Below are 24,136 nucleotides of genomic sequence, written 5' to 3' on the forward strand. Positions count from 1 at the left end.
TCACACCCCGACCCGCGCGGCCAAGGCGGCCTCGCAGCGGTCCAACTCGGCCGCCGCGTCCTCATCGTCGACGACTGTCAGAATCGCCCGGAAATCGGCTGCGGCGGCGGCCCACCGCCCCGCGCTCTGGTGCACCACCGCCCGGTTGTACCGGAACTCCACGCCGTCAGCGATCTCGATCGCGCGGTCGAAGTCGTCCAGCGCACCGGCTAGATCACCGGCCTCGTAGCGCAGCCCACCCCGGATCGCCCACGGCTCAGCGAGATCGCCGCCCGCCGCCAGAGCCGCGTCGACCGCCTGCCGCGCGGCCGTCGGATCACCGCGCTCGGCCAGCACCCTTGCCCGAAGACTCAACAGGTACGGGTGGCCCGCAGCCAGCGCCAGTCCGGCGCCAATGTCCTCCCACGCGCCGTCGACATCGCCGAGATCGCAGCGGATCGCGGCCCGATTGGACAGGGCGTCGACATGCTCGGGATCTAGTTCGAGCACCCGGTCGAAGTCAGCCAGCGCACCCTCGACGTCGCCCAGCTCGAGGCGTACGTCGCCACGGTTGTAGTGAACCTCGGGAGACGGCGGGAACAGCAGCAGCGCCTGTTCGTAGTCGGCCAGCGCCGCCTCGTTGCGGCCCAGTCGCCGCAGGACGTTGCCCCGGTTGAAGTAGTGGTCGGCGAAGTTGGGGTCAAGCTCGATCACCCAACTGTGGTCGGCCAGCGCCTCCTCGAGCCGGCCCATCATCCCGTACACCTGGGCCCGGTTGTAGCGCAGCCCGGTTCGGTGCAGCAACTGCTCATCCGGCGCCAAATCCCGGTCCAACCAGGCCATACCCTCGTTCAGCAGACGCAGTGCCTCCTCCGGACGGCCGTCTCGCGTCTCGACGAGAGCGAGCCCGTTGCGCTGGAACACCGACTGGAAGGCGCGTTCCTTCGGATCGGGTAGCAGCGACGCGATGGCGATGGCCTGGTTGAGCCAGCGCCGCGCCCGCCCGGAGTCACGCCGGCCGTCGCCGTAGTGACGGGCGTACAGCATCGCCGTCCCGTACGCGGCATGCATGTGGACGGCCGGGTCGATGGAGAGGGCCCGGGCCTCGTCGTACCACTGCTCGGCCTCCTCCGCGCGACCCGCTGCGGACAGCGACGTTGTCACATCCCCAGTGATCTCCCACCAAAGGTCGGGATCGGTGTCGCGGTCGACCATCGCGCGGGCACGCTCGCCGAGCTCCACCGCCGCGTGGTAGAGGCCGCGGGTCTTGCAGTGCAGCTGGGCATTCCGCAGCAGAGCGGCTACCTCGTCGGTCGGGCGCGCGGCGCACTCGGCGTGGAACGGCACCGCACCGAGCAGCAGGGACGGCTCGCCACAGGCGAGCAACTGCCGCCGGCGTTCGTCGTGCAGCCCGACCCGGTCGGCGTCGGCGACGTGCCGGTAGGCGGCGTGCTGTCGCGGATCGTCGCCGAGGCACTCGGCCGCCACGTACGCTCTCGCCAGCTCGACGATCGCGGCGGAGTCCAGCCCGGTCAACAGGGTCTGATCGGCAAACCCGCCCGGCGGGATCTGCTTGTCGGCCGCAGGCTCGCCGGCGGCCGGCTCGGCCACCAACCGGCGGGCGCACCGGGACAGTGTCTGTGGCAACGAGACGCTATCCGGTCCGGCCGGCTCGACCAGCGGTTCGACTCCGGTGCTCACGACGACGGTCAGCTGTTCCGGCGCCAGCCGTCGCAGCAGAACCGCGACGAACTCTTCGTCAGTGGCGTCGGCCTCGGCGATGTCGTCGATCAGTAGGGTCCGTGGGCCGTCGGCCACCGCCGTCAGGTAGTCCCGGAGGATGTCAACCAGGCCGTGCGCGATCCGCAGGGTGTGCAGTCGGGCCTGGTAGCGAGTGCGGGCCTCGGAGGTGCTGCGATGGTCCAAGGTGGACCGCATCGGCGGCACCTCGCCACTGAACTCGGGCGCCGCAGTGAGGATCTCTATGTGGTGGCGGGGTCCCAGCTCCGGGCGGCGAACCAGTGTATCCGGCAGGATCGCCCGCAATATGGCACCGGCGGCCGTGTAGGGACCTCTCCTGCGCCGGTGCGCGCTGACCCTGGCCAGGATCGGTGGCAGCGGGAGCCCGGCCAGGATCCGGTCACGGTCCGGGCGGTTGGCCCCGCTGATCCAGTAGTGGCTGTCCATGACGGTAGCTCCTTCAGGCGATGATGTGCTGGAACTGCTGGGCCCTGCGCCGCCGACGCTCTCGCACGGCCAGCCACCCGGTCACCAGGATCTGACCGAGGTTGAGAACGAGGAACACCAGCGAGTCGGCGAGCTCCCCACTGGTCGAGTCGCCGCCGAGCCGACTGATCGCACTGGCGAACATCAGGTAGACCGCCGGCAGGACCCCGACGAGGAAGACCGCCATCGAGAACGTGTAGCCCGCGACGATCAGCCAGGAGTACCAGCTGGCGACCCGCCGGTCGACCGGGTGCCACTGCTCCTCGTCGACCAGCCGGTCCCGTCGGCCGACAGCCCGGAGGGCACGGTTTCGCAGCAGCCGCTTGGCGGTGGTGTGCAGGTCGACGCAGCCGAGCAGGGTCGACATCAGCACGTACAGGTCGGTGCGGAGGTAGAAGAAGAACTGCCAGGCGATCCGGAGCACGGTCGCGAAGGCCAACGCCAGACAGAGTCGGCCCACGGTGGACAAGCCGCCGTCCGCGACTCGGGTCAGGTCGGCGATCAGCGTGAGCACTGACAGCGCCAGGACATCGAGCAGCATCCCGGCCAGGATCGGCAGGTAGCGCCGACGGCGTGGCACGGTGACCAGGCCGTCCAGGCTGGTCTCCAGGACCACGTAGTAGAGCCGACGTCCAACGCTGATCCGGGACCGGATGCCGAGCCGCCGCGCGGCGAGCCAGTGGAACGCCTCGTGGAGCAGGATCAGCGGCACCGCTCCTGCGGCGAGGGTCAGCTCGATCACGGTGAGGTACTGGGTGAAGAACAGGTTGCTGTAGTGCGGCACCAGATCAGGCGATCTGACCATGGCGATCAGCGATGCGGCGATCACCACCGCGTACCCGATCATCGCGGGGATCGAAAAGACCGCCGCGCCGAGCCGTTGCCCCCGGATCGGTGCCTGCTCGCCATGCGGCTGGCTGCTGTCGGCGATGAAGTCGAGTTCGGCCAGGGCACCCAGGACGTGCTCGATGTCGGCGCTTTCGCCGTACTCGCGCTGATACCACAGGTCGACCTGGCGTGGGGTCTCGCCGGCGGCGAGCCGGCGGACCACTTTCGCCCCGTCCGGCGGGAAGATGCCGTACGAGTCGATGTCGCGGCGGCCGATAGTGACCTCGTCGCCGTCGGTCAGATAGACAAGAGGATGCAGGGGCACCCTGCTGTCCTGGTCGAATCCGACTACCGTCTCCACCGCCCAGCTCCCTTCGCCAACCCGATACGCCGGCCACGACCACCGGCTGGCCCGCATGTCTACGAGCGGGGAGCTCCCGTACCGGCCGGCACGATGGAGAATGGGGTGCGCCGGGCGTGGGCGCCCACTCCGCGCCCACGCCCGGCGCCGTACCGTCAGAGCTTGCTGGGGTACGTGGTGCAGGCTGCGGTGGTCAGCCGGACCGGACCCGCCTTGCGGATCTTGATCTTCTTGAGCGACTTCTTCTCCATCTTCTCCATGTGGAACACCCCCTCCCGATCATTACGTGGTAGGTCCACCCTGGAGCAGCGCGCCAAAGCCCGGCCATAGAAGCGCCAACGAGGTGTGATTCGTCGACCGAGCCAGTGCTGTCCCGAATCGAACTGTCCGACCTACGGTTCGCCGCGCCGGATGGCGTACAGGGCCAGTCCCACGAGCGGGATCCCGATCAGGGCCCAGATCCCGAATCCCAGCGCCGCCGGATGATCCTCGCTGAGGATGCCCAGCCCCGGGCGGGCGACCGCGATGGCGACGCCACCGACGCTGGCGACCAGGCCGAGCATGGCCGCCCGGGTTCCCGCCGGGGAGACCTCGTTGGTCAGCACCTCCAGCACCGTCGTACCCAGGACGTAGCCGAAGGCCATCACCGGCAACAGCACGAACGGTCCGAGCGCGGGCAGCTGGCTGGTGGCTGCCGCCGACGCCAGGATCAACAGGAACGCGGTGGCCAGGGCGGCGCGGCGGTGCCGTCGACCGAGGTGTCCGGCGGTGAGACCGCCGAGCACCGAGGCGGCGGCGAACGCGGCGTACATCCACCCGGTTGCCCGGGCGCTCAGCTGCAGGTCCAGCGCCAGTGGCTGGAACAGGATGCGGACGCTCCAGCCGAACACCAGCAACAGGACGCCGATCCAGACGGCCCGCCGTACCGCCGGGTGGGTCAACGCCGCCCGCAGGTCGGCGGCGATGGCGGCCAACCGTGCCGGTGCCGGCCTGGCGTGGATCTCCGGCAGGGTCAACACCAGGCCGAGCGCCACCGCCGCCAGGGCGGCGGTGACGGCGAACGGGGCCCGGGGGTCGGCCTCGTAGAGGTATCCGGCGGTGAGCAGGGAGACGAACACCGAAACGTGCCCGGCGGCCCGGACCAGACCGAACGCCTTGCCCGGATCGACCGGCAGCGGATCCTGGGCGCACAGCTCGTACAGGTACGGCGCGCTCGCCCCGGAGGCGAGCGCCCACAGCACCCCCCACAGCACCCAGGCGGTGAACAGTGTCGACACCGTCTCGATCTGGGTGATCACCGTGAAGGTCAGCACCGCCATCGCGGCCAGCGTCAGATAGGTACGCCGTCGACCGACCCGGTCGGCGACGACGCCGACCGGGAACTCGCAGACCACGGTCACCAGGCGGAAGACGGCGTCGGCCAGCACCGCGGTGGTCAGCGAGAAGCCCAGATCGAGCAGGTAGATCAGCCAGATCGGGAACCAGAACTGGACGTCGAGCAGGAACTGGACGATCAGGAAGGTACGGATCGGTCGGCTGCGGAGCGCGGTCCTCATCCGCGTTCAGCTCGCGCCGGTCACGGGCTGTTGTCCCGTCGGAAGAACAGGTAGAGGACCACGAGCAGCACCGACAAGGCTCCCGAGGCGATCAGGATCGCGTCCGCAGGTTGGGCGGCGACCCAGCCGACCATCGTGGACCGGCCGAGGTCGTACACGGCCATGCCGGGGTCGGCGGCGACGGCCCGCCCGAATTCGGTGACCGCGAGGGCGGTGCCGAGGATCGACGTCACCGCGATGCCGAGCAGGATGAGGTCGGTGAACATCGCCGATCGCGCGGTACGCCGGGCGGCCATCTCGCCCAGCCGACGGTCACACAGCTCGATCTTGAACCGGACCGGCTGCTCCAGCAGCTGTTCGCAGTCCCAGAAGTCCAGGATCGAGTCCATCTCGGCCCGTACCGACCGTTTGAGGTACTTGGCCAGGTCGCGCTGCTCCATGATAATCAGCTCGGCGCGCTGGCTCAGCATGGCGAGCCGCCCTTTGAGCTGTTCGAAATCCCAGCGGGAGGTGGCGGCCGCGGAGTCGGCGAGGATTCTCGACAGCCGGGCGTCGATCCGGTCCAGCACCCCGTAGAAGACCTGCGCGTGCCGCAGCGCGTCCCACTGGTCCCGGAACGGGTCACCTGGCAGCATCCGGCCGCCGGTCCGGGCGCGGTCCATGAACAGATAGTTGAGCCAGCGTACGAGGTGGTCGCAGTCCCCGTTGAGCAGCCGATCGGCCGGCGCGGGGTCGTCGGCGGACACCACGTCCTTGATCCAGTGCCGCACCATCTGGTCCGCGACCGGGGATTCGGGATCCACGATCAAGCTCCGGGTGACCCAGAGCGCTTCGCCGAACTCGGCGCGTATCGGGTCGTCCGCCGGGGCCGCCGGCAGGATGAACCGCCCGGCCCGGTCGGCCCGGCGCAGCGTGCCCAGCACCGGATCGAGATAGCGGGAGACGATCTCGCGGGCGGCCCGTTCACCCATCGAGACGGCTTCGACCTGCATCGCGTCGAGCCGGTCGGTCACCTCGTCCGGCTGTTCGGCGAGCCACCGGCCGACGTCGGTGAGGATCTCCAACAGAACCAGGCCGTGGTCGTAGAGCCGGAAGCTGATCTCGATGACGCCGTCGCGGATCGCCTGAGCGGCGGCGCTGGTCGCCTTGCCGAACTCGTCGGGCAGGTGGTGCGGGGTGAGGGCTCCGGTCAGCAGATGCACCGGGCGTTCGACCGCGTGGTCGCTGATCGTCCGGTAGAGGTTGAGTGAGCTGGTCGGATGTACGTGCTCCAGTCGGACGGCCGGCGGCGGCGCGGGCTTCGCGGGCGTTGATGCGGGTGCTGCGGGTGCTGCGGGTGCGGGTTTCGCGGGCGCGGGCGCGGGTTTCGCGGGCGCGGGCGCGGGTTTCGCGGGTGCTGGTGCCGCTGGCGTGTGTTCCGCTGGCGCGGACGTCGCCGGCGGGGCGGGCGCGAGTTCGGTCAGCAGAGCGTCGACCGACCGCTGCTGGTCGGCCCAGAACCGCGCGTACCCGAACGGATCACGCAGCGACGCCCCCGGTACGCCGTAGTAGTCGACCACCACCGGTGCGAGAACACGCAGTTGGGTCACTGGTCCGCCCCGTCCAGGTTGATGAATCGGGCGTCGACGTGGAACACCCGCCCCTGGGCCGGCCCGTTGACGATCTTGACCGGAACCAGGATCGGCCGACCAAGGCTGGCGGTCTGTCCGTTCGGTTCACCGGCCCCGGCGCTCGGCGCGGCGGAGGGACCGACGAACACCTCCGGCCAGTCGAGCACCTGGGCCCGGGTGCCGCGCGGGGCGACCAGCGCGAGCCGGCCGTCCGGGTCGAGCAACTCGACCAGGCCGCTGCCGTCGGCCGGTTCCAACGTCACCCGGTCCGGCGTCTGCTGATCAAGGCCGGCGACCAGGTCGGCATACTCTTCGCCTTGGCGCATCTCGCCCAGCACCAGGTTGAACCGCCGCAGCACCGTGGCGGCCTCAGCGGTGTCCGGCATCATCAGGTGCAGTCCTTGCACCGAACGGACCACCGGTCCGCCATCGCGCAGGTGGGTGAAGTCGGCCGCGTCGCCGGCGAAGGACGGGTCGGTGAGCACCGCGTGCCCGGAGAGCAGTCCTTCGGCGAGCAGGTCGATCCGGCCGTCCGCCAGAGCCTGAAATCCTTCCAGCGTCGACTCGAATCGGACCAGTTCCGGCACTGCCGCGTCCAGCTCGGCCCAGTAGTCGTATCCGGTGATGCCCCCGACCCGCAGCGCCGCCAGGTCGTCCGGGCCGTCCACCTGTGGCGTACCGGCCCGACTGTCGTAGAACAACACGTACTCGAAGTCGATCAGCGGATCGGAGAGCAGGAACGCGTCGCGCCGGGACGAGCTGGCGACCAGCGGAAACACCGCGTGCGCGGCTCCGGCGGCAACCTGTTCCTCGGCGAGCGACCAGGACGTGTAGGTGATTTCGGGGGAGTAGCCTGAGCGGGTCAACGCCGCGACCACCAGCTCCGTGATCGGCCCACCGCGCGGTAGGTCAGGCCCGACGAACGGTGCCCAGGCACCGCTCGTGACGATGACCGGACGCGCCGGTGCGGTCGGCGAGGGCCGCAGCCCGATGATCACCACGACGGCGGCCAGGGCGACCACGACGACGAGCACGATCACCGGCAACTGTGCCCGTAGCGGCCGCAACAGCTTCGATGCCAGGACCGGGTATCTCGTCACGGCGCGTCAGCCTACCCAAGCAGGGCAAGGCAGACCATCCGCTATATTCGCTTATATTGATATATTCTGGCTTTCGGCTTGGTGATCGGCGGTGGCCGCGCTCGTCGACCGCCAGCCGGCCGTCACCCGCACCGGGCTGATCTGGCCCGCCAGCTCGATGCCGGGCGGCCGGGCATTGGCGCAACACCGGGTCGACGCCGACCCGACCGACGGGCTCGCCGCCGCCCTGCTCGGCGCCTGCCTGATCAAACACGCCTGGGAGGTTCGCACCTCGGCCCGAGCGCAGCACGTCAGCGCCGACCAGTTCCGGTCCTTCCACGCCATCCTGCGGACCGCCGAACAACTGCTCATCGACGCCGCCACGTACCAGCCGGCGGACTGCGCCATCCGGGTCTGCCGGCTGACCACCGTCCGGGGCCTGCAACTCGGCCAGTCCGAAGCCCGCCGCCGCTACGACCGGCTCGCCGAAACCGACCCGCACCACCTGCCCGGCCAACGGCAACTGCTGCAGCAACTGTGTCCCAAGTGGAGCGGCAGCTTCGAGCAGATGCACGCCTTCGCCCGCGAATCAGCCGCCGCCGCCCCGGACGGCGCGCTCAACGGCCGCCTCGTCGCCGAAGCCCACCTCGAACACGTGCTGGAACTCACCGGCGACGAACGGCGGCGATACCGCAAGGACCAGCGGGTACGGGAGGAACTCCACGAAGCGGCGGCCCGCTCGGTGAACCACCCGGCCAGCACCCGCGCGTACGGGTGGGTCGAGGCGCACAACGCGTTCGCCGCCACGTGCAGTTTCCTCGGCGACCACGCCGCGGCCGCCCCACACTTCGCCGCCGTCGGCCACCTGGTCAGCGCCGACGCGTGGGGTTACGTCGACGACCCGATCGCCGTGTTCCGGCAGTTCCGCGACAAGGGATGTCCGCGAAGGGCGGTGCCCGATGATTCGGCAACTGGACGTCGACGGGGTTCCGGCCCTGCTCGCGGCGACCTCCGGGCCGACCCACGCCGGCCTGATGTTCCGGGTCGGCCAAGCCGACGAAACCCTCGCCCGCCGTGGCCTGACCCACCTGCTGGAGCATCTGGTCCTGTATCCGCTGGGCGCGGCCGACTACCACTACAACGGCACCACCGGTAGCGTCGTCACCCACTTTCACCTGCAAGGATCCGCCAGCGACATCACCACGTTCCTCACCGGGGTCTGCACGTCGCTGCGGCAACTGCCGGTCGGGCGACTCGCGACCGAAAAGGCGATCCTCGCCACCGAGTGGAGCAACCGGACCCGCGCCGTCACCGAGCAGCTGCCGCTGTGGCACGGTGCCCGTGACTACGGCCTGACCAGCTTCCCCGAATGGGGACTGACCGCGATCACCGCCGACGACCTGCTGCAGTGGGCTGCCCGCTATTTCACCCGGGAGAACGCGGTGCTGTGGATGGCCGGCGACGAGATTCCCGCCGGGCTGCGACTGGACCTGCCGTCCCGGGTACGGATGCCGGCACCGGCCGCCTCGTCCGCGCTGCCCACCACCCCGGCGTACTTCACCGGCCCCAGCCGGTCGACCGCGATCGACGCAGTGGTGCCCCGTGACGTCACCGCGAGCGTCCTCAGTGGTGTGCTGGAGCGCGAACTGTTCCGGTCGCTGCGGCAGCGTGACGGGCTGTCGTACACCGCCGCGACCCACTACGAGCCGCGCGGCGACGGCGCCGCCGTGATCACCGCCCTGGCCGACGCGTCACCGGACACCCAAGACGCGGTGCTCGGCGGGTTCGTCGACGTGTTGGCCAAGATCCGGGTCGGCCGGATCGAGGAAGCCGACGTCGCCGCCGTCGTCGGCAAGGCCACCGAAGGGCTGTCCAGCGCCGACGTCGACGGCGCCCGCCTGCCGTCGGCGGCGTTCAACCTGCTCACCGGCCACCCGATCAACTCGAGCGACGACCTGGTCCGCCAACTCAAGGAAGTCACCCCGCAGGCCGTACACGAGACGGCGACCGCCGCGCTGGCGACCTCGCTGCTGATGACGCCGCGCGGCCGGACCGCCGACTGGGCCGGGTTCGAGGCCGCGCCGTCCGGATCGAGCGAGACGGTCACCGGGACCGCCCACCCCGGTCTCGGCGGTGCCGCCGGCCAGCGACTGATCATCGGTCCGGACGGGGTGAGCCTGGCCAGCGACCGCCACGACGAGGTCGCCACCGTCCGATACGACCAGTGCGTGACCATGCTGGCCTGGCCCGACGGCGGCCGGCAGTTGATCGGCGCGGACGCGGTGTCGGTGAGCCTGGAACCGACCATCTACCGGGGGGCCACCGCGCAGCTCGTGGACGCCGCCGTACCCGCCGCGCTCCGCGTCGACCTGCCGGCCCGCGATCCGCAGGAGATCCCGCAGCCGGCGACGGTCGGCCCGCCCGGCCCGGCGACCGCCGGCGGTGGCGGCGTCATCGCCCGGTTCCGCCGACTCCGTACGTCGCAGCAGGCGAAGATCGCCGGGATCGGGTTGGTGACGGTCGTGGTCGGCGGTACCGCCTTGGTGGTGACGATCGGGATGCTGACCGGCGCGATCGGGTTCCGGCTGCTGCCGGCGATCGGTAGTTGGATGATCGCCGGCTATCTGGGCCGCGCCCTGGTCAAGGCCTGGGAAGAGGCCAACTGACCGCGGGCCGGCGACCACCGCTGTCGGGCATCGACCCGCCGAGGTGAGCACGGTGCCGTGGCCTGACCGTATCCTCTGCCCTGGGCGGTGTGATCAGGCCTTGCCTTTGGTGCCGCGGTTGGCCATGTACAGCTGCTCGGACGCGGCGTCGGGTGAGGTGGTCTGGTCGGCGTTGGGAGCGACATAGTTGACCAGCGCGGGCGGTTGCTTGCTGGTGTCGTTACCGGCTCGCTGGCCGGGGACCCACTGGTCGTTCTCCTCGTCGTACCAGGAGTGAAACAGCACCTGATCGTCGCCTTTGGAGCCGCCCAGATGGGTCATATGCAGGTGACCGTCGTAGGAGGCGAGCGCAGGCTGCCCTGTGCTGGTCTGCGAGATCTCGTAGTCGTCGGTCCAGTCCTGCCCCGGGTTGCGCCAGGCGTGGTAGAGCTTGAGCTCGTCCTTGTATTGGTAGCTGCCGTTATGGACGAGGTGGAGCTTGTCCTTGTGGACCGCGAGCACGGGGGTACTACTGGTGGTCATCGACAGCCGCTGGCTGGTCGACCAGGTGTCCCCGTCGGGCGAGGTGCTGACCATGACGGAGTAGTCCTTGTCCTTGCTGGTCCAGGCAAGGACAAGTTCGCCGTCGAACACCGCAACAGACGGTCCGTCATAGGAAGTCTTTCCGGTGCTGCGAGGCGTACTCCAGCCGAGTCCGTCGCTGCCGAGTTTGCAGACCATGATGTGGTTGACCAGGTCTTCGGTGTCGGGGTCGAAGTTTCGCCAGAAGCAGTACAGGTCGCCGTTGAAGGAGACCATCGCAGGACCGGCATTTCGCCCATTCGCCAGCAGGCGTTCCTCGCTCCAGCCGTCAGTGGGGTCGTAGACCATCCAGGACAGGTAGTGCTTGCTGGCAGGAGTGTAGGCGAGGTAGAGGCGACCCTGGTGCGCGGCGAGCGCCGGGGTGTAATCGGAGTCGGCGTCGTCGGTGATCTGCTCGCGGTCGCTCCACTGCCCGGTCTCGGTGGTGTACACCGACCAGTACAGCCGTGTGTCGTCTCGGGGGGTCTCGTCGAACGGCACCAGCATGAGTGGGATCACCCACGGCGACACGACCTTGCAGCCTCCACCGCCCGCCACCGCCTTGATCCACCCGGTCTTGATCTTCATGGCTATCTCGATCGGCCAGGCGATCTCCTTGGGGAAATCTTGCAGACGACATCGGTGATCCCTCCGATCAACTCGGTGAGAAGACTGACTCCGACGCTGTTGAGATGGATCGTGAATCCCCACCAGGAGGTATCGACGGAGATTTCGAGATCGCCAAGGCTGGAGGCGACTGTGATATATCCCGGGCCGCGGTCGATGATCTCAGCGGTTTCGCCGTTGATCGTAATGACATCGGGCGGGCTCGACGATCTAGTCGTAATCATGGAATTGACGCTTCGCTCGGATGACGACATGCGAATCCCTTCAAGGGGTGAGTCGGCCGCGTCCCATTCGACCATGCCAAGAGGTGGTAGCGAAATCCGGGTAGGTCGACAGCATCGCACAACTCTGTCAACGACCGCAACCAGTCTCTCTATCGGACTGCGGACTCTTTGCCGATCTTGTGAACTTATTGATCATCGCCACCGAGTATCTGGACGGCTCGCCGGCGTACGGTGCCGTTGGCCTGCCTATCTATGTTGGATGGCCATCGTGGCTCGGTTCTGATAACCTGTGGCCTCAGGGCGGCGTGTGATGACCAGTCGATGTTGAATGACCACATTTGCTATCCCTACAATGAGGGTGCTCGGGAGGGGTTCTGCTGATGGCTACCGGAACTGTCAAGTGGTTTGATACCGAAAAGGGCTTCGGTTACATCGCGCAGGATGACGGCGGACCGGATGTATTCGTTCACTTCAGTTCGATCACGGGGGACGGTTTTAGGGACCTTGCCGAGAGAGAGCGAGTGAGCTACACCATTGAGCAGGGAAACCGGGGCCCACAGGCCACCTTCGTGCAAAAGATCTGAAGCCGGAATGATGAGGTTGGCAGCCTGTCAGTGCTGGCGTGAGGTCACGTCTGAGCTATCCTCTGACGGGTGTCCAGAGTCGGTCGACGGGGCGTGACGTGAATGTGGTCTTCGTAGTCGCGCTACAGCGGCCAGACACCTGCTATAGCATCTCTGCTATGCCCTGGGGTGTCGTGGAGCTGGAGCCGCGTTCTACGTCGACCTGTTGGCGAGCAGGGGTCGCTACTGGGCGAGCCCTACACGAAGCAGTAGCAGCTTGATCGGAAGCTCCGTGAGTTGCGGTTCCACCTGGTACAGCACCCGTGAGGATCACCTACTGGGCGAGTAGGAGGTCTGGCCATGGGTGATGGTGGCGGTTGGGCCACGATGCGGGAGCGGCGGCTGGCTGAGCCGGGAGCCGCTGAGGCGTACGAGGCGGCGCGGTTGGCGTTCGAGCTTGGTCGTTCGGTGCGTGAGCTGCGTGAGCGTCGTGGTTGGAGTCAGACGCAGTTGGCCACGGCATCGGGCATGACGAAGTCTGCGGTGGCCCGGTTCGAGGCTGGCGGGACCGTGCCGACACTCGTGGTACTGGAACGGCTGGCGGCTGCGCTGGGAGTGAGGAGGCGGTCGACGCCGGGAAGCGGGAGCTGCTGGCTACCGTCGTCGGGCACCTCCTTGCCGAGGTAGGCAAGGCCCGGGGCCTGACGCAGCAGCAGGTCGCCGACCGGATGGGCGTCACCAAGGGTCGGGTCTCCCAGATCGAGCAGGGCAGGATCTTCGAGCAGGACAGTGGCGCCGTCGACCGGCTGACGGTCGAACAGCGGCGGGCGCCGAGCGGCCAGGAACCCCTGAGTCTCCAGGTCAGACAACGGGAAGTCGCCGTCGTTGCCGCGAAGCCGTCGTTGCCGCGAAGATAGCCCGTGTTGGTGGCGGTTACCCGGCATGGCTTGGCGGACGGGTCGCACTCGTGGAATGAGCCACGACGACCGGGTGCCCGTCAACCAGACGCACGCAGCGCCTGAACCAGGCTCTCCAAGTCTTCGACCACGCAATCAAATGTAACTCCATGCCAGTTACATTCAAGGATTCCGGTTACATTTCGAGTTACATTTACTCTCGGACGCTGCGGCCAAAGTAGCCGCGTGGTCAGGGTGGGGCGAGGCCGATGGTGGCGGCGAGGCGGGTGAGGTCGGGGGTGGGGTTGGTCTGTAGGAGCGTGGTGATGACGCGGTGTGCGGCGGGTCGGGTGCGGGTTTCGGCGGGGGCGGTCTGGTCGGCGGTGATGATGGCACGCGTGGCGGTGGTGGGGTTGCCGGTGTCGAGGTAGGCGCGGGTGATGTCGATGAGGTGGGCGGCGCGGTGTTCGGCGGGTAGTTCTGGCCAGCCGTGGCTGGTGGTGGCGTGTTGGTGGTGGGTGATGGCCTGGTGCGGGTTGCCGAGGATGAGGGCGATGTGGGCGCGGGCGATCGCGACTGCTGCGGGTCCGAAGCCGGGGACAGTGTCGTTGTCCTCGGGTCGGTGTCGTCCGTGACAGGCTGCGGCGTGTTTGTCGGCGTGGTCGGTCAGGTGGTGGGCGGTGGCGGGGTCGTTGCCGGTGGCGGCGGCGAGGGCGGCTTCGATGAGCAGGGTGCCGGCCAGGGCGTGGTCGTCGGGTGTCGGGTGGTCGGTGGTGGCGGGGTCGATCAGCGGTACGGCGGTGAGCGCGGCTTGGGTGGCGAGGGCGGGTCGGTGGAGGGCGCGGAGTGCTTGGGTGAGGGCGATGACGGCTGCGGCGGTGTGCCGGGGGTGGCCGTTGGCGGTGGTGATGGCGCGGTCAGCGGCGAGCCAGGCGAGGTGGGGTTCGTCGAGTTTGGTCAGCAGGTGTGCGGTGAGTCGGTAGAGCCGGGTGAGCAGGTACGCGGTGTCGGTGGCGTCGCCGGTGGCGGCGTGGCGGGTGTGGGTGAGCAGGTCGGGCAGCGTCCGGAGCAGTTGCGGGTAGTGGGCGTGCTGGTAGGCGCTGTGGGCGTACTGGATGAGGCGGTGCAGATCCTCGACGGACGGTGACGGTTGGTCGGGGGTGGGGGTGTCGTAGCGGGCGAGGGCAGCGCGGAGGTGTTCGACGGCGGCCGTGGTGGTGTCGGTGGTGGGTTCGGGACGGCTGGTGGTGGGGCCGAGGATGACGTCGGGGGTGACGCCGAGGACGGCGGCGACGGTGTGGACGACGGAGATGCGGTCGAGGGAGCGGATGCCGCGCTCGACTTTGTCGACCCAGGAGTGGGATTTGCCGATGCGGTCGGCGAAGACTTGTTGGGTGAGGCCGCGTCGGGCGCGGAGTTGGGCGATCCGCCGGCCGATGGGTAGTTCGGCGATGCGGTGGCGGCCGGGTGTGGTCATCGGCGCAGGTCGCGGTGGATGGCGTCGGTGGTTTCGCCGCAGCGTGGGCACCAGCGGGATTTGATCCGGAAGGCGAACAGGCCGAGGAGGAAGCCGGGCATCAGGCCGGCGAAGACGATCGGTAGCAGTCTGGCGATCACAGGGCTTTCTCACCTTCTGGCGGGGCCGGCGGCCGGGGCGTTGCCGCGCCCCGACCGCCGGCTGCTCGCCACGTAGCCGCAGCGGCACACGCTGCGGGATCTGGATCCGTGGTGTGTCGACTACAGATTGCAGCATCACTTGATGCTTAGCAAGACCGCGCTCATGATCAATGCTTGCCGGAATGTCCTCAGGGGCAGACAGATGAGTATTGGTCGTGCAGAATCATGGCCATGCCTCGATTCGCCCCAGCCACTCCACGTTCCCGGCGGCTCGGCCGTGACCTGCGTAAGCTTCGTGAAGCCAAGGGTCTGACCGGCGAGGAGGTCGCCAAGTCGGTCCGCTGTTCGTCGTCGCGGATCAGCCGGATTGAGTCCGGCGAGATCAAGCCGCGCGCCGGTGACGTCATGGAGCTGCTCGTCGCCTACGGCGTCCCGCTCGATGCCGAGCCCGGCTCGTCGCTGCTGGCCCAGGCCCGCGACCTGCGCGAGGACGGCTGGTGGCAACGGGTCGGCGGCAAGTACGCGACGTACATCGCCTACGAGACCGAAGCCGTCGAACTGAAGAACTACGAACCGACGCTGGTGCCCGGTCTACTCCAGACCGAACGCTACGCTCGCGCGGTCAACATCATCGGCCGGGAGGTCGACCCGGACACGGTCAACCAGCGCGTCGCCACCCGGATGACCCGACAGGAAGTGCTGCACCGGCAACCGACGCCGCTGCGGCTGCACGCCGTCCTGTCCGAGGCGGCGCTGCGCACCGAGGTCGGCGGCCCGGACGTACTGCGTGACCAACTCGCTCACCTCGTCACCCTCAGTGAACTGCCCAATGTCACGATCCAGGTGCTGCGCTTCGAAGCCGGCGCACACCTGGCAGACAGCAGTGGCTTCGCACTGCTCAGCTTCGAGCGGGACGATCCACCGCTCGGCTACATCGAAACCCTGGCCGGTGAGCTGTTCCTTGAGTCAACCCGAGACCTGGCACGAATCTCGGCGGCGTACGACAATCTGAGGATGCTGGCGATGTCGCCCGCCGAGTCGGTCAAGCTGATCAAGGAGCTGAGCGAGGATGGAACGTAACGCCTGGCGCACGTCGAGCCGGTCCGGCAGCAACGGCCAGTGCGTCGAGGTCCGCGACCGGGGCACCCAGATCGACGTACGTGACTCCAAGGCCCCCGCCGCCGGGATGCTGACCTTCGACCCCGCCGCCTGGACCACCTTCACCACCACCCTCAAGTCCGACGGCACCCACAGGTAGTCCCTGGTTCCCCTGCTCGTGGCGGCTCTCCACAGACGAGCCGCCACGAGCACATCGGCTGCTTCACGACTGATTGTTGTTGCCGAGCCGGGATGCGGCACGCGCCGAATAATGTGCCTGACGCTGCTCGTTTCCGCGCTGACGTCGCCGGCACAGGAGTGGATCATCGCCCATCAGCCGTCGGACGTCGCCTCCGCTACCGGCTGGCCGCTGTCCTGGCGAGGTCGTCGACCACTTGGACGCCCGCGAGACCGAATTCCCAGGGGCGCGCGTCCGATATGACCGTCGAGCGGAGCCGCCGTTCGTCAGTCCGCGGGACGACTCCGCGCTTGTACGAGGATCGCGGTGCCATTAGATACGGATCGTTGCAACGCTTCGTAGTCCTCTACAGGAAGCGCTCTACCCCCGCTCGCCCGATGCGCGGCCTCGAAGGCGACCCAAGCCTCGTAAACGACCCTTAATGCCTCGGAGGCCAAACGACCGATAGTGAACTGCTCCCGGAAGGTCAACCGAGGTTCTGCCTCACCCATCCAAATCTCAAGCCGAGCCTTAGCTGCTATGAAATCTGCGACAGCCGCGACCAGCTCGTTGCTCCCAATGTTGCTGCCGATGATGAGCAAACCCAAGTTGAAATGCTTCGAGGCGGTCGGCGTGCCCAATATTTCGGGTGCTTGCCAGCTCGGCGACATCTCCTTCAGCCAATCCCATCCATCCGAGGACACGTCAGAGCCTCCGTCGAGGATAGGAGGATTCGATTAGCCAGCTAGCTATCTGGGAGGACTCCGAAACGGGCATCTTATAGCCTCCAATCTCGAGAATCTTTGCGCAGTAGGTAACACAGTTGTTCGTTGCGCTATCGTGCGGTCCGAAATTGTAACCGTCGAAGGCTTCTTGTGCGGCCTGCGCCCTCTTGGCATTGGGCAGAGGAATCCTGATCACTGTGGTGTCGGGTGAGTGTGTATCGGTTCGGAAACCCGCGATAGACGGCATGCCCGGACTGGACCCGGCTTCGGTGTGCTTTGTTTTGCCATTGTGGGTCACCGCGATGGAAGCGTGGCCCTGAGCGTCGTCGAGGAACACCTCGGCGTACCCCTCGTCGCCGCAGTTGTGTGTGAGCACCGGTTGGTTGCCGGCGAGTACATGGTACGTGTGGACGCGGCTGATGGTGAGGTTGTGGACGGTTGCTCGGGGCGCGGTCTGGTGTTGGATTGCGGTGATTTTTACCCATGTGCCGGAGCTGGTCTGGAGCCATTGGCCGGGTTGGAGGTCGGCGGCGTTGATCCACTCGTCCAGCGCCGGGACCCAGAAGGGGTGGCCGTCGGTGGCGGTGACCTGGGCGGTCTCGTCGCCGTGGTGGCCGTCGGTGTCGATGGTGATGGTGACGAGGTGTTTGACGCCGTCGCCGGTGATGGTGGCGGTGACGGTTTCGGTGGTGGTCGTGCCGGTGTCGGGGTCGGTGGCGGTGACCTCGTCGCCGGGCTTGACGTCTTCGATGGGCTGGGTGGTGCCGTCGGCCATGAGGATGTGGGTGCCGGGGGTGAAGCTGTTGTTGAGGCAGCTGTCGTCGGCTTTGCCCGTGTTGCCGCCTCCGCTGGTGCCGGCGTTGGAGCGGGTGGAGGCTCCGGTCGTGCCGCCGGGTTTGGAGCTGGCTTTGCCGCCGCTCCCGCCGCCGCCTCCGCGTCCGCTGGTGGTGGTGGAGGCTTTGGGGTTGGTTTTGGCTTGGGCTTGTTTTTGTACGGGGTTGCCGGTCTTTTTGGATGCGGTGACGGCTTTGTTGCTGGTGGTGTTGACCTTGTCGGCGGCTTTCTTTTTGGCGGCTTGGGCGGCGCGTTTGGCGCGTTCGATCGCGGCTTTTTTGGCGTTCAGCGCGGCGGTTTCGGCGGCGCGGGCGGCGCGGAGGACGGCTTGGGCGGCGCGTTTGGCGGTCTGCCAGGCTTGGATGGCGTTGATGGTGCGGTTGACGGCTTTGATGACGCGGGGGATGGCTTTGAGTGCTTTGGTCCAGGGGATGAACTCGGTGATGAGGTCGACGCAGGACCACATGTTGCCGCCGAAGCAGCCCAACGCGGCGTTGAGGCCGATGAACTCTTTGAGCACGTCCCAGGCGACGGAGAGGATGATGGAGGACAGGGATCGGCCCATGGTGGCCTGGGCTTGGGAGACCTGGGCGGCGGAGAGTCCGGCTCCGGCGAGCGCGGCGGCTTTCTCGCTGGCGGTGAGGGTGATGGACAGGCCGGTGGGGTCGGAGTGGGTGACGGGGTTGTTGTGGGCGTAGGCGTAGCCGTTGGCTTGGAGTGGGTCGGCGAGGTCGAGGACCGGGTCGGCGGACAGGAACCGGCCCACGGCCGGGTCGTAGAGGCGGGCACCCAGCGGTATGTAGCCGGAGGGGTCGTCGCGGGTGGCGCCGAGGAACCCGGTGGACGTCTTCAGGTTCGCCGCGAGCGTGCCGGTGGCGCGGGGGTTGCCGTACGGGTCTTGTTTGACGATCCGTACGGGCATCGTGGCGTGGGTGGTGCCGATCTCGGCGTACGGGCTGCCCTGGTGGTCGGATGCGATGGCGGCGATTTGCGCGGACTCGCCGCCGTAGGCGTAGCGGAGCATGCTGCCGCCGGGGGCGGGGTAGGTGCGTTGGCTGTTGATGTTGGCCCCGCCGGGCGCGACGGTGACGACGGTTTCGCCGAGGTGCAGGGTGGCTTGTCGGTCCTGCGTGGTGAGCAGCCGGGAGCCGTCCGGGCCGTAGATGTGCCGGGTTTCGTCCTGCGCCGACCACAGCTGGCCGGTGGCGGCGGGGTCGCAGGTGGCGAGCACGATCGGGGTCGCGTTTCCGGTCGTCCCGCCCTGGACTGCCAGGCACAGGTCGGACGCGGTGTGGCGTAGCTGACCGGCGGCGGTGCGGGTCAGCCGCTGGCCGGTGGTGCCGTCACACGCCTGCAGCTGTACGGCCGCTCCGGCGGTGCCGCCGGCCGGTTGGACGCACCAGTCGTCGTAGACCCGCAGGGTGCCCGAGTCCGGGTCCGGCTGGCCGGGTGCGACGGCGAACGTCCACTTCTGCGCGGTGGTGCCGTTGCAGTCGTACAGCTGGATCGGCTGCCCGGCGGCCGCCCGGCCGGCGGCGAGGTCCAGACACCTGTCGGCGGGTCCGAGGTACGCGGTCCTACCGCCCGCGCCCTGTCCGGTGATCCGCTCGACCTGGCCGTCGTAGGTCCAGGTCAGGGTCTGGGTGTCACCGGTCTGCAGCGACTGCACCGACTTCGTCTCACCGGTGAGCTCGTACAGCCGTGTCGCTTCGGCGGTCACCTGCGCCCCGGCCGGGGTCACATACGTCTTGTGGACCGACGTCAACGTGCGCGGCTGGGAGCCGTCGAGGCGGCCGTACCCGTAGGTGGTGGTCGCGTCCTTGTCGGTGTCCCCGCCCAGGTCCCTGTCGACCAACTCGGTCCGGTTGCCCAGCAGGTCGTAGTCGTAGCTGTGCCAGTAGCCGGCACCGTCCGGTCCGGCCGCCACCGTCGCGGCCGCCGGCGCGGCGGCGCACGAGGTCTGATCCGCCGCTGTCCACGCCTCGGCCAGCTGCCCCACCGCGTCGTACGAGCCGTACCAGTCCCGCCCCGACACCGTCGCCGGCAACCCGTCGGCTACCCGTCGGCTACCCGTCGGCAGAAGCCATCTGTTGTTGGTATACCTTTCGCTATACTCGGCGGGTGGCAGCTGGCGAGTGGGACATCTACGTCGTCGACGAGGTACGTGAATGGATCGACATGCTCGATCCGGCGGCCTACGCGCGAGTCGTCCACGCGATCGATCTACTCGCCGCGGCCGGACCCGGGCTGGGCAGGCCGCTGGTGGACACGATCCAGGGCTCGTCGATAGCGAACCTGAAGGAGCTACGTCCGGGAACCGTACGGATCTTGTTTGCCTTCGACCCTTGGCGTTCCAGCATCCTGCTCGTCGCTGGAGACAAGTCCGGCCGGTGGAAGGAGTGGTACACCGAAGCCATCCCGCTGGCCGAACACCGCTACGAGATCTACGTGAAGGAACGCGCCGATCAGGAGGGGAGATCGTGATGGGCTACACGCGTTGGAGTGACGTCCGGAGTGCCTATGTCGAGCGGGCCGGTGGCGAGGAGGCGGTCGAGGCCGGCAAACGGGAGCTGCTGGCCGTCGTCGTCGGGCACCGTCTCGCCGAGGTACGCAAGGCCCGGGGCCTGACTCAGCAGCAGGTCGCCGATCGGATGGGCGTCACCAAGGGCCGGGTTTCCCAGATCGAGCAGGGCAGGATCTCCGGGCAGGATGTGGTAGCACGCTACGCCGCCGCGCTCGGTGGCCGACTGCACCAGGCCATCTACTTCGATGACGGTGACATAGCCGCTATTGCCTGACCTGCGCCCTGTCACCGGTCAGGGGTGAGGCCGATGGTGGTGGCGAGGTCCGCCAGTATTGACAGGTTCAAACTTGCCTCATGGCCTCGCGCAGGTCGTCTAACGAGCGGGTGCCGCGAAGCCATCCAGCTATCTCGTGAGCCTGGACAATTGTCAAATTGTACGCCTCCTTGAATTCAACCGCTACTTCAAATTCTCGGCCGACCTCATAAAGTTGGTCGTCTCGGATGCGAGTGGCGGCCTCAATAGGGTCGACTCTAGATGTGTAAAGTGTTTTGCGTGAATCTATCATGGACATCATTTACTCTAATTATCTCGTAAAGAGTGCTGAGACTCGGGTGTACCCTGCCGCTCCGCCGTCGGCCGTAATAATAGATATTCTGTTGAAGCCGTATCGAGCTGCCTGGCGGCCTGTCCAGGTTTCAGCTGCAGCGGCCAAGGCATCCTGTCCCCTGCGGGCCGCGCTGTTGAATCCGGCCAAGTTATCCCCGTAAACCCAGTAGCCCTGAATTGAGCGGACCCGGGTGCCGAAATGGGCCATGACACCGTCAAACATTTGCTTTCCGGATAGTTCTGGACGTTGAGCGGGTACACCGGGGCGAGTTTCCAGCAGGCGACCCTGATGGACGCGAACGCCTGGAGCCGGCAGGAGATCGTCAACCTCGCCGACATCGACTTGGATGGCACGCCGGACCTGCTCTGGCGGCACCTGGACAACGGCGGCGTGTACGTGCGCCATGGGCTGCCCGGCCCGGCGGCCGGTAGCGTCGAGCTGGCCTCGCTCGCCACGGCGGCCGGCTCCCGCGACGGTGACGTCCAGTACGGCACCGGCTGGTCGCACCGTTCTGTCATCGCGGTCGTCGGCGTCCCGGACGTCAACGGCGACGGGGTGCCCGACATCTGGGCCAGACACAGCCCGGACGGGCGGCTGCGGGTGTATCACCCATCTACGACTGCCGTCGGAACCGCCGTACACGTCCTCGACTCGACAGGCTTCATGGGATCGAAATCCCTCGGCTGACAAGCGCCTTCGGCTGAACAGGTCGGCGGACCCGAGCACACCTCGGCAGCCACCGCTGTGCGGACTCCGACTCCCGCCCGGCGGTCGATTCGGCAACCGCGTCGCGGGCGGCGTTACACCGTTGGCTCACTGTCGTAGTGTGACGTAAACAACCATTGGCAGTAGTCGATCATGCGGCGCGTGATTTCCTGGCAGGTCACCGTCGAGTGGCAGGCGATGGTCGATGGCCCATGGTCGGCTGAGGGGTGTGTCCATGTCGGAGCCGTACTCCCGGCGTTCGTTCCTCAGCGGTGTGTTGGCCACCGGGACCCTCAGCGCCGTCGCCATTTATCTCGGCGGTGGCCGGGCCCTGCCCGACGTCGAGCTGCGGCTGGTCACCGGTCAGGACGGCACCGGTGCCCGCGATCTGTTGATCGCCATCTGGAACGAGGCCAATCCGCGCACCACCGTGCGTGCCGAGGTGATCCCCAGCGGGTCCGGTGACGAACGCCAGGTGATGTTGGAAAGCGCGGTCCGAGGTGAAGCCGATGTCGTCAACTTGGACATCATCGACGTGCCGGAGTTCGCCGCCGCCGAGCTGATCACGCCGGTGTCACCGGGTGGTAGTCAGCTGATCGACCCACTCGACGCGATCAGCCGGGTCCCCGGCGAAAGCGGAACATACTGGGCGGTGCCCTTCAACACCGACGTGGGCATGCTCTTCACCCGGACCGTCGACGAAGCGTCGGAGCCACCCGAGGGCCTGGCCGACCTGCTGACCACCGTTCCCGACGGATCACGACAGTTCGTTGGCCAGTTGCGGCCCACGGTGTCGACGTTCTTCGAGGGATTCGTCGTCAACGTGATCGAACACGCGGTCGCACAGCGGCCGGGAGTGCTGGCCCCGGTGGGGGACACCGCCGTCGTCGCCGAATCCGACCGAGTCTCCCGGGACGTCGAACTGTGGCGCAGCGCGCTCACCCCGCTGAAGGAGGCGATCGCCACCGGTCGAATCCTCACCGCCGGCAGCGAAGCCGAGAGCCTGGCCCAGTTCGTCGCTCCCGGCTCACCCGGCCGGTACATGCGCAACTGGCCGGTCAGGTATCGCGAGCTGCAGCAACTCGACAACCCGGACGTACGGGCGGGGCGGATCCGGGTCGATCCACTCGACGTCGGCGTGCTCGGCGGTCAGAGCCTGGCGGTGGTGGCGTCGTCGCCGCACGCCGAGCGGGCCCGTGACTTCATCACCTTCGCCACCGGCGACGTGGCGCAGCGGATCCTCGCGGCGCACGGACTGCCGCCGACGGCGATCATCGCCTACAACGACGTCAACCTGCGGGCATCGATCCCGCACCTGATGAACGTCCGGGCCGCCGTGGAGCGGGCTCTGCCGCGACCGGCCCACCCTAACTACCGGGCCTTCTCCAATGTGGTGAAGAACCACGTCGAACGGTTTCTGTACAACGACGAGAACCTGTCCGACCGGTTCATCGAGGAGATCTCGACAGCGTTGACCTGACCCACGTGCGGCGATGGGATGTGTGCGATGAACGTCCAACCGTGGCAGATTCCGGTGCTGGTGATGGCCGGCATCATCCTGGTGGAACTGGTGGTCGTCCCCCTGCTGCGCCACGTGGCCGACGCGGTGGTCAAGCGGGCCCTGCTCACCGCGTCGCTCGGCCTGCTGGCAGCCCTGCTGATCGTCGTCGGGGTGGTCGCCGCGATCGGGCCGTCGCTGGCCGACCAGTTGGCCAGCGTCGCGGCGGCGATCGCCGGGATCGCCGCACTGTGGCTGACCTACCGGTCACACCGCCCGCAGGGTCCGCCGCCGGCCTCCACCGCTGCACCGCCTGCGCCTACCGCCGCCGCACCTGCCTCCACCGCCGCACCGGCGTCGCCGCCGCCGGCCGAGCCGGTCGACGGATCCGGTGTCCGGGACGACACGTCGAGTCGTTGACCGGAATCGTCGGCGCTTCTGCGCGTCAGCTGGCGGCGGTGTACGCGGTCCGCAGCGCCGACGCGAACGTCTCGGCCGGCTGCGCCCCGGAGACGCCCCACTGGTCGTTGATCACGAAGTACGGCACCCCGGTCGCGCCGACACGCCGTGCCGCCCGGATGTCGGCCGCCACGTCGGCGGCGTACTCGTCACTGGAAAGCACCCGGGTCGTCGCGTCCCGATCGAGCCCGACCTCGGTGGCGAGCCGGACCAGGGTCGACGGGTCGTCAACCAGTGAGCCCTCGACCAGATGGGCACGCATCAGCCGTTCGTGCATCGGACCGTCGAGCCCGTACCGGGCCGCCAACTGGGTCAACCGGTGGGCGTCGCGCGTGTTGACCGCCACCGCCCGATCCAACGCGTACGTCAGCCCTTCGGCCGCCGCCAGCTCGGTCACCTGCCGGGTCATCGCCCGTACCTGGGCCGGCGGCGCGCCGGTCTTCTCCGCGAGCATCTCGAACACCGGCTGGCGGACACCCTGCGGGTGGTGGGGATCGAGCTGGAAGCTGTGCCAGCGCACCTCGACCTCGTCGGCGTGGGCGAAGCCGCGCAGCGCTGTGTCCAGTCGCCGCTTGCCGATGAAACACCAGGGGCAGATGACGTCGGACCAGACGTGGATCCGTACCTTGGCGGTGGTCGACGTCTCCGCTGTCACCGCCACGCTCCTCCGAGCCGACCCGGTCCGCGCCTGGACGACGTTCCGGGAGTTCAAAG

At 68.0% G+C, this 24,136-nt stretch carries 19 protein-coding genes and 3 pseudogenes; 11 read left to right on the forward strand and 11 right to left on the reverse strand.

The window, feature by feature from the left end:
• From O7632_RS07700 to O7632_RS07720, 5 genes are all read right to left on the reverse strand, one after another.
• Positions 1 to 2,166 (reverse strand): tetratricopeptide repeat protein, encoded by a 2,166-nt coding sequence (locus tag O7632_RS07700; protein WP_278112614.1) that lies wholly within the window; start codon positions 2,164 to 2,166, stop codon positions 1 to 3.
• A gap of 13 nt (positions 2,167 to 2,179) precedes the next feature.
• Positions 2,180 to 3,394, reverse strand: a complete 1,215-nt coding sequence (locus tag O7632_RS07705) for a hypothetical protein (protein ID WP_278112616.1) — start codon at positions 3,392 to 3,394, stop codon at positions 2,180 to 2,182.
• A 392-nt stretch (positions 3,395 to 3,786) separates the two neighbouring features.
• Positions 3,787 to 4,950 carry an MFS transporter gene (locus O7632_RS07710; protein ID WP_278112618.1) on the reverse strand — a complete coding sequence of 388 codons (1,164 nt, stop codon included), beginning with the start codon at positions 4,948 to 4,950 and terminating at the stop codon, positions 3,787 to 3,789.
• 20 nt (positions 4,951 to 4,970) lie between these two features.
• The gene (locus O7632_RS07715) at positions 4,971 to 6,539 is read right to left on the reverse strand and encodes a hypothetical protein (protein ID WP_278112620.1); all 1,569 of its coding nucleotides are present in this window, start codon (positions 6,537 to 6,539) and stop codon (positions 4,971 to 4,973) included.
• Positions 6,536 to 7,660 (reverse strand): transporter substrate-binding domain-containing protein, encoded by a 1,125-nt coding sequence (locus O7632_RS07720; protein ID WP_278112622.1) that lies wholly within the window; start codon positions 7,658 to 7,660, stop codon positions 6,536 to 6,538. The genes O7632_RS07715 and O7632_RS07720 overlap by 4 nt, the downstream gene beginning before the upstream one ends.
• Positions 7,661 to 8,598: 938 nt before the next feature.
• On the opposite strand from O7632_RS07720, the gene O7632_RS07725 reads away from it, so the two are divergent.
• Positions 8,599 to 10,305 (forward strand): insulinase family protein, encoded by a 1,707-nt coding sequence (locus O7632_RS07725; RefSeq protein WP_278112623.1) that lies wholly within the window; start codon positions 8,599 to 8,601, stop codon positions 10,303 to 10,305.
• Positions 10,306 to 10,398: 93 nt separating this feature from the next.
• Here the strand turns inward: O7632_RS07725 and O7632_RS07730 are convergent, their stop codons facing one another.
• Positions 10,399 to 11,454 (reverse strand): sialidase family protein, encoded by a 1,056-nt coding sequence (locus O7632_RS07730; RefSeq protein ID WP_278112624.1) that lies wholly within the window; start codon positions 11,452 to 11,454, stop codon positions 10,399 to 10,401.
• A 2-nt stretch (positions 11,455 to 11,456) separates the two neighbouring features.
• On the reverse strand, positions 11,457 to 11,792 hold the full coding sequence (locus O7632_RS07735; protein ID WP_278112625.1) for a hypothetical protein: 336 nt from the start codon (positions 11,790 to 11,792) through the stop codon (positions 11,457 to 11,459).
• Between the two features lie 305 nt (positions 11,793 to 12,097).
• Between O7632_RS07735 and O7632_RS07740 the strand changes: the two genes are divergently transcribed.
• The 3 genes and pseudogenes from O7632_RS07740 to O7632_RS07750 all read left to right on the forward strand — a co-directional run.
• On the forward strand, positions 12,098 to 12,301 hold the full coding sequence (locus tag O7632_RS07740; protein ID WP_278112627.1) for a cold-shock protein: 204 nt from the start codon (positions 12,098 to 12,100) through the stop codon (positions 12,299 to 12,301).
• Positions 12,302 to 12,667: 366 nt separating this feature from the next.
• Positions 12,668 to 12,967 (forward strand): helix-turn-helix transcriptional regulator, encoded by a 300-nt coding sequence (locus O7632_RS07745; RefSeq protein ID WP_278119910.1) that lies wholly within the window; start codon positions 12,668 to 12,670, stop codon positions 12,965 to 12,967.
• Positions 12,889 to 13,056: pseudogene (locus O7632_RS07750) on the forward strand (helix-turn-helix transcriptional regulator); the annotation flags it as partial. The gene O7632_RS07745 and the pseudogene O7632_RS07750, both read left to right, overlap by 79 nt.
• 370 nt (positions 13,057 to 13,426) lie before the next feature.
• Here O7632_RS07750 and O7632_RS07755 read toward each other — a convergent pair.
• Both O7632_RS07755 and O7632_RS07760 read right to left on the reverse strand, forming a co-directional pair.
• A complete protein-coding gene (locus tag O7632_RS07755; protein WP_278112629.1) occupies positions 13,427 to 14,653 on the reverse strand; it encodes a helix-turn-helix domain-containing protein in 1,227 nt (408 codons plus the stop codon).
• Positions 14,650 to 14,793 carry a hypothetical protein gene (locus O7632_RS07760; protein ID WP_278112631.1) on the reverse strand — a complete coding sequence of 48 codons (144 nt, stop codon included), beginning with the start codon at positions 14,791 to 14,793 and terminating at the stop codon, positions 14,650 to 14,652. The genes O7632_RS07755 and O7632_RS07760 overlap by 4 nt, the downstream gene beginning before the upstream one ends.
• Before the next feature lie 231 nt (positions 14,794 to 15,024).
• Between O7632_RS07760 and O7632_RS07765 the strand changes: the two genes are divergently transcribed.
• A complete protein-coding gene (locus O7632_RS07765; protein ID WP_278112633.1) occupies positions 15,025 to 15,873 on the forward strand; it encodes a helix-turn-helix transcriptional regulator in 849 nt (282 codons plus the stop codon).
• Complete coding sequence (locus tag O7632_RS07770) at positions 15,863 to 16,051, forward strand: DUF397 domain-containing protein (RefSeq protein ID WP_278112635.1); 189 nt, start codon at positions 15,863 to 15,865, stop codon at positions 16,049 to 16,051. The genes O7632_RS07765 and O7632_RS07770 overlap by 11 nt, the downstream gene beginning before the upstream one ends.
• A gap of 723 nt (positions 16,052 to 16,774) precedes the next feature.
• Here the strand turns inward: O7632_RS07770 and O7632_RS07775 are convergent.
• Positions 16,775 to 19,636 (reverse strand): annotated as a pseudogene (locus O7632_RS07775) (ricin-type beta-trefoil lectin domain protein); the annotation flags it as partial.
• Between the two features lie 113 nt (positions 19,637 to 19,749).
• Between O7632_RS07775 and O7632_RS07780 the strand changes: the two are divergent.
• The 5 genes and pseudogenes from O7632_RS07780 (at position 19,750) to O7632_RS07800 (ending at position 23,383) form a co-directional block, all read left to right on the forward strand.
• Positions 19,750 to 20,112: a type II toxin-antitoxin system RelE/ParE family toxin gene (locus tag O7632_RS07780; RefSeq protein WP_278112637.1), complete on the forward strand. Its 363-nt coding sequence runs from the start codon at positions 19,750 to 19,752 to the stop codon at positions 20,110 to 20,112.
• Positions 20,109 to 20,426, forward strand: a complete 318-nt coding sequence (locus O7632_RS07785) for a helix-turn-helix transcriptional regulator (protein ID WP_278112639.1) — start codon at positions 20,109 to 20,111, stop codon at positions 20,424 to 20,426. Before O7632_RS07780 ends, O7632_RS07785 begins: the two co-directional genes overlap by 4 nt.
• Positions 20,427 to 20,997: 571 nt before the next feature.
• Positions 20,998 to 21,381 (forward strand): annotated as a pseudogene (locus O7632_RS07790) (hypothetical protein); the annotation flags it as partial.
• A gap of 319 nt (positions 21,382 to 21,700) precedes the next feature.
• Positions 21,701 to 22,945: an extracellular solute-binding protein gene (locus O7632_RS07795; RefSeq protein ID WP_278112640.1), complete on the forward strand. Its 1,245-nt coding sequence runs from the start codon at positions 21,701 to 21,703 to the stop codon at positions 22,943 to 22,945.
• A gap of 27 nt (positions 22,946 to 22,972) precedes the next feature.
• A complete protein-coding gene (locus O7632_RS07800; RefSeq protein WP_278112641.1) occupies positions 22,973 to 23,383 on the forward strand; it encodes a hypothetical protein in 411 nt (136 codons plus the stop codon).
• 25 nt (positions 23,384 to 23,408) lie between these two features.
• Here O7632_RS07800 and O7632_RS07805 read toward each other — a convergent pair whose 3' ends face one another.
• Positions 23,409 to 24,077 carry a DsbA family oxidoreductase gene (locus O7632_RS07805; RefSeq protein ID WP_278112643.1) on the reverse strand — a complete coding sequence of 223 codons (669 nt, stop codon included), beginning with the start codon at positions 24,075 to 24,077 and terminating at the stop codon, positions 23,409 to 23,411.
• Positions 24,078 to 24,136: the final 59 nt, after the last annotated feature.

The organism is Solwaraspora sp. WMMD406 (assembly GCF_029626025.1).
Taxonomy (GTDB): Bacteria; Actinomycetota; Actinomycetes; order Mycobacteriales; family Micromonosporaceae; genus Micromonospora_E.

Bases quoted from the DNA above. Each gene is read 5' to 3' on its own strand.
- O7632_RS07725 (WP_278112623.1), top strand. From the start codon at position 8,599: ATGATTCGGCAACTGGACGTCGACGGGGTTCCGGCCCTGCTCGCGGCG.
- O7632_RS07755 (WP_278112629.1), bottom strand. From the start codon at position 14,653: ATGACCACACCCGGCCGCCACCGCATCGCCGAACTACCCATCGGCCGG.
- O7632_RS07800 (WP_278112641.1), top strand. From the start codon at position 22,973: ATGAACGTCCAACCGTGGCAGATTCCGGTGCTGGTGATGGCCGGCATC.
- O7632_RS07700 (WP_278112614.1), bottom strand. From the start codon at position 2,166: ATGGACAGCCACTACTGGATCAGCGGGGCCAACCGCCCGGACCGTGAC.
- O7632_RS07795 (WP_278112640.1), top strand. From the start codon at position 21,701: ATGTCGGAGCCGTACTCCCGGCGTTCGTTCCTCAGCGGTGTGTTGGCC.
- O7632_RS07765 (WP_278112633.1), top strand. From the start codon at position 15,025: ATGCCTCGATTCGCCCCAGCCACTCCACGTTCCCGGCGGCTCGGCCGT.
- O7632_RS07730 (WP_278112624.1), bottom strand. From the start codon at position 11,454: ATGAAGATCAAGACCGGGTGGATCAAGGCGGTGGCGGGCGGTGGAGGC.
- O7632_RS07710 (WP_278112618.1), bottom strand. From the start codon at position 4,950: ATGAGGACCGCGCTCCGCAGCCGACCGATCCGTACCTTCCTGATCGTC.
- O7632_RS07745 (WP_278119910.1), top strand. From the start codon at position 12,668: ATGCGGGAGCGGCGGCTGGCTGAGCCGGGAGCCGCTGAGGCGTACGAG.
- O7632_RS07740 (WP_278112627.1), top strand. From the start codon at position 12,098: ATGGCTACCGGAACTGTCAAGTGGTTTGATACCGAAAAGGGCTTCGGT.
- O7632_RS07735 (WP_278112625.1), bottom strand. From the start codon at position 11,792: ATGGTCGAATGGGACGCGGCCGACTCACCCCTTGAAGGGATTCGCATG.
- O7632_RS07770 (WP_278112635.1), top strand. From the start codon at position 15,863: ATGGAACGTAACGCCTGGCGCACGTCGAGCCGGTCCGGCAGCAACGGC.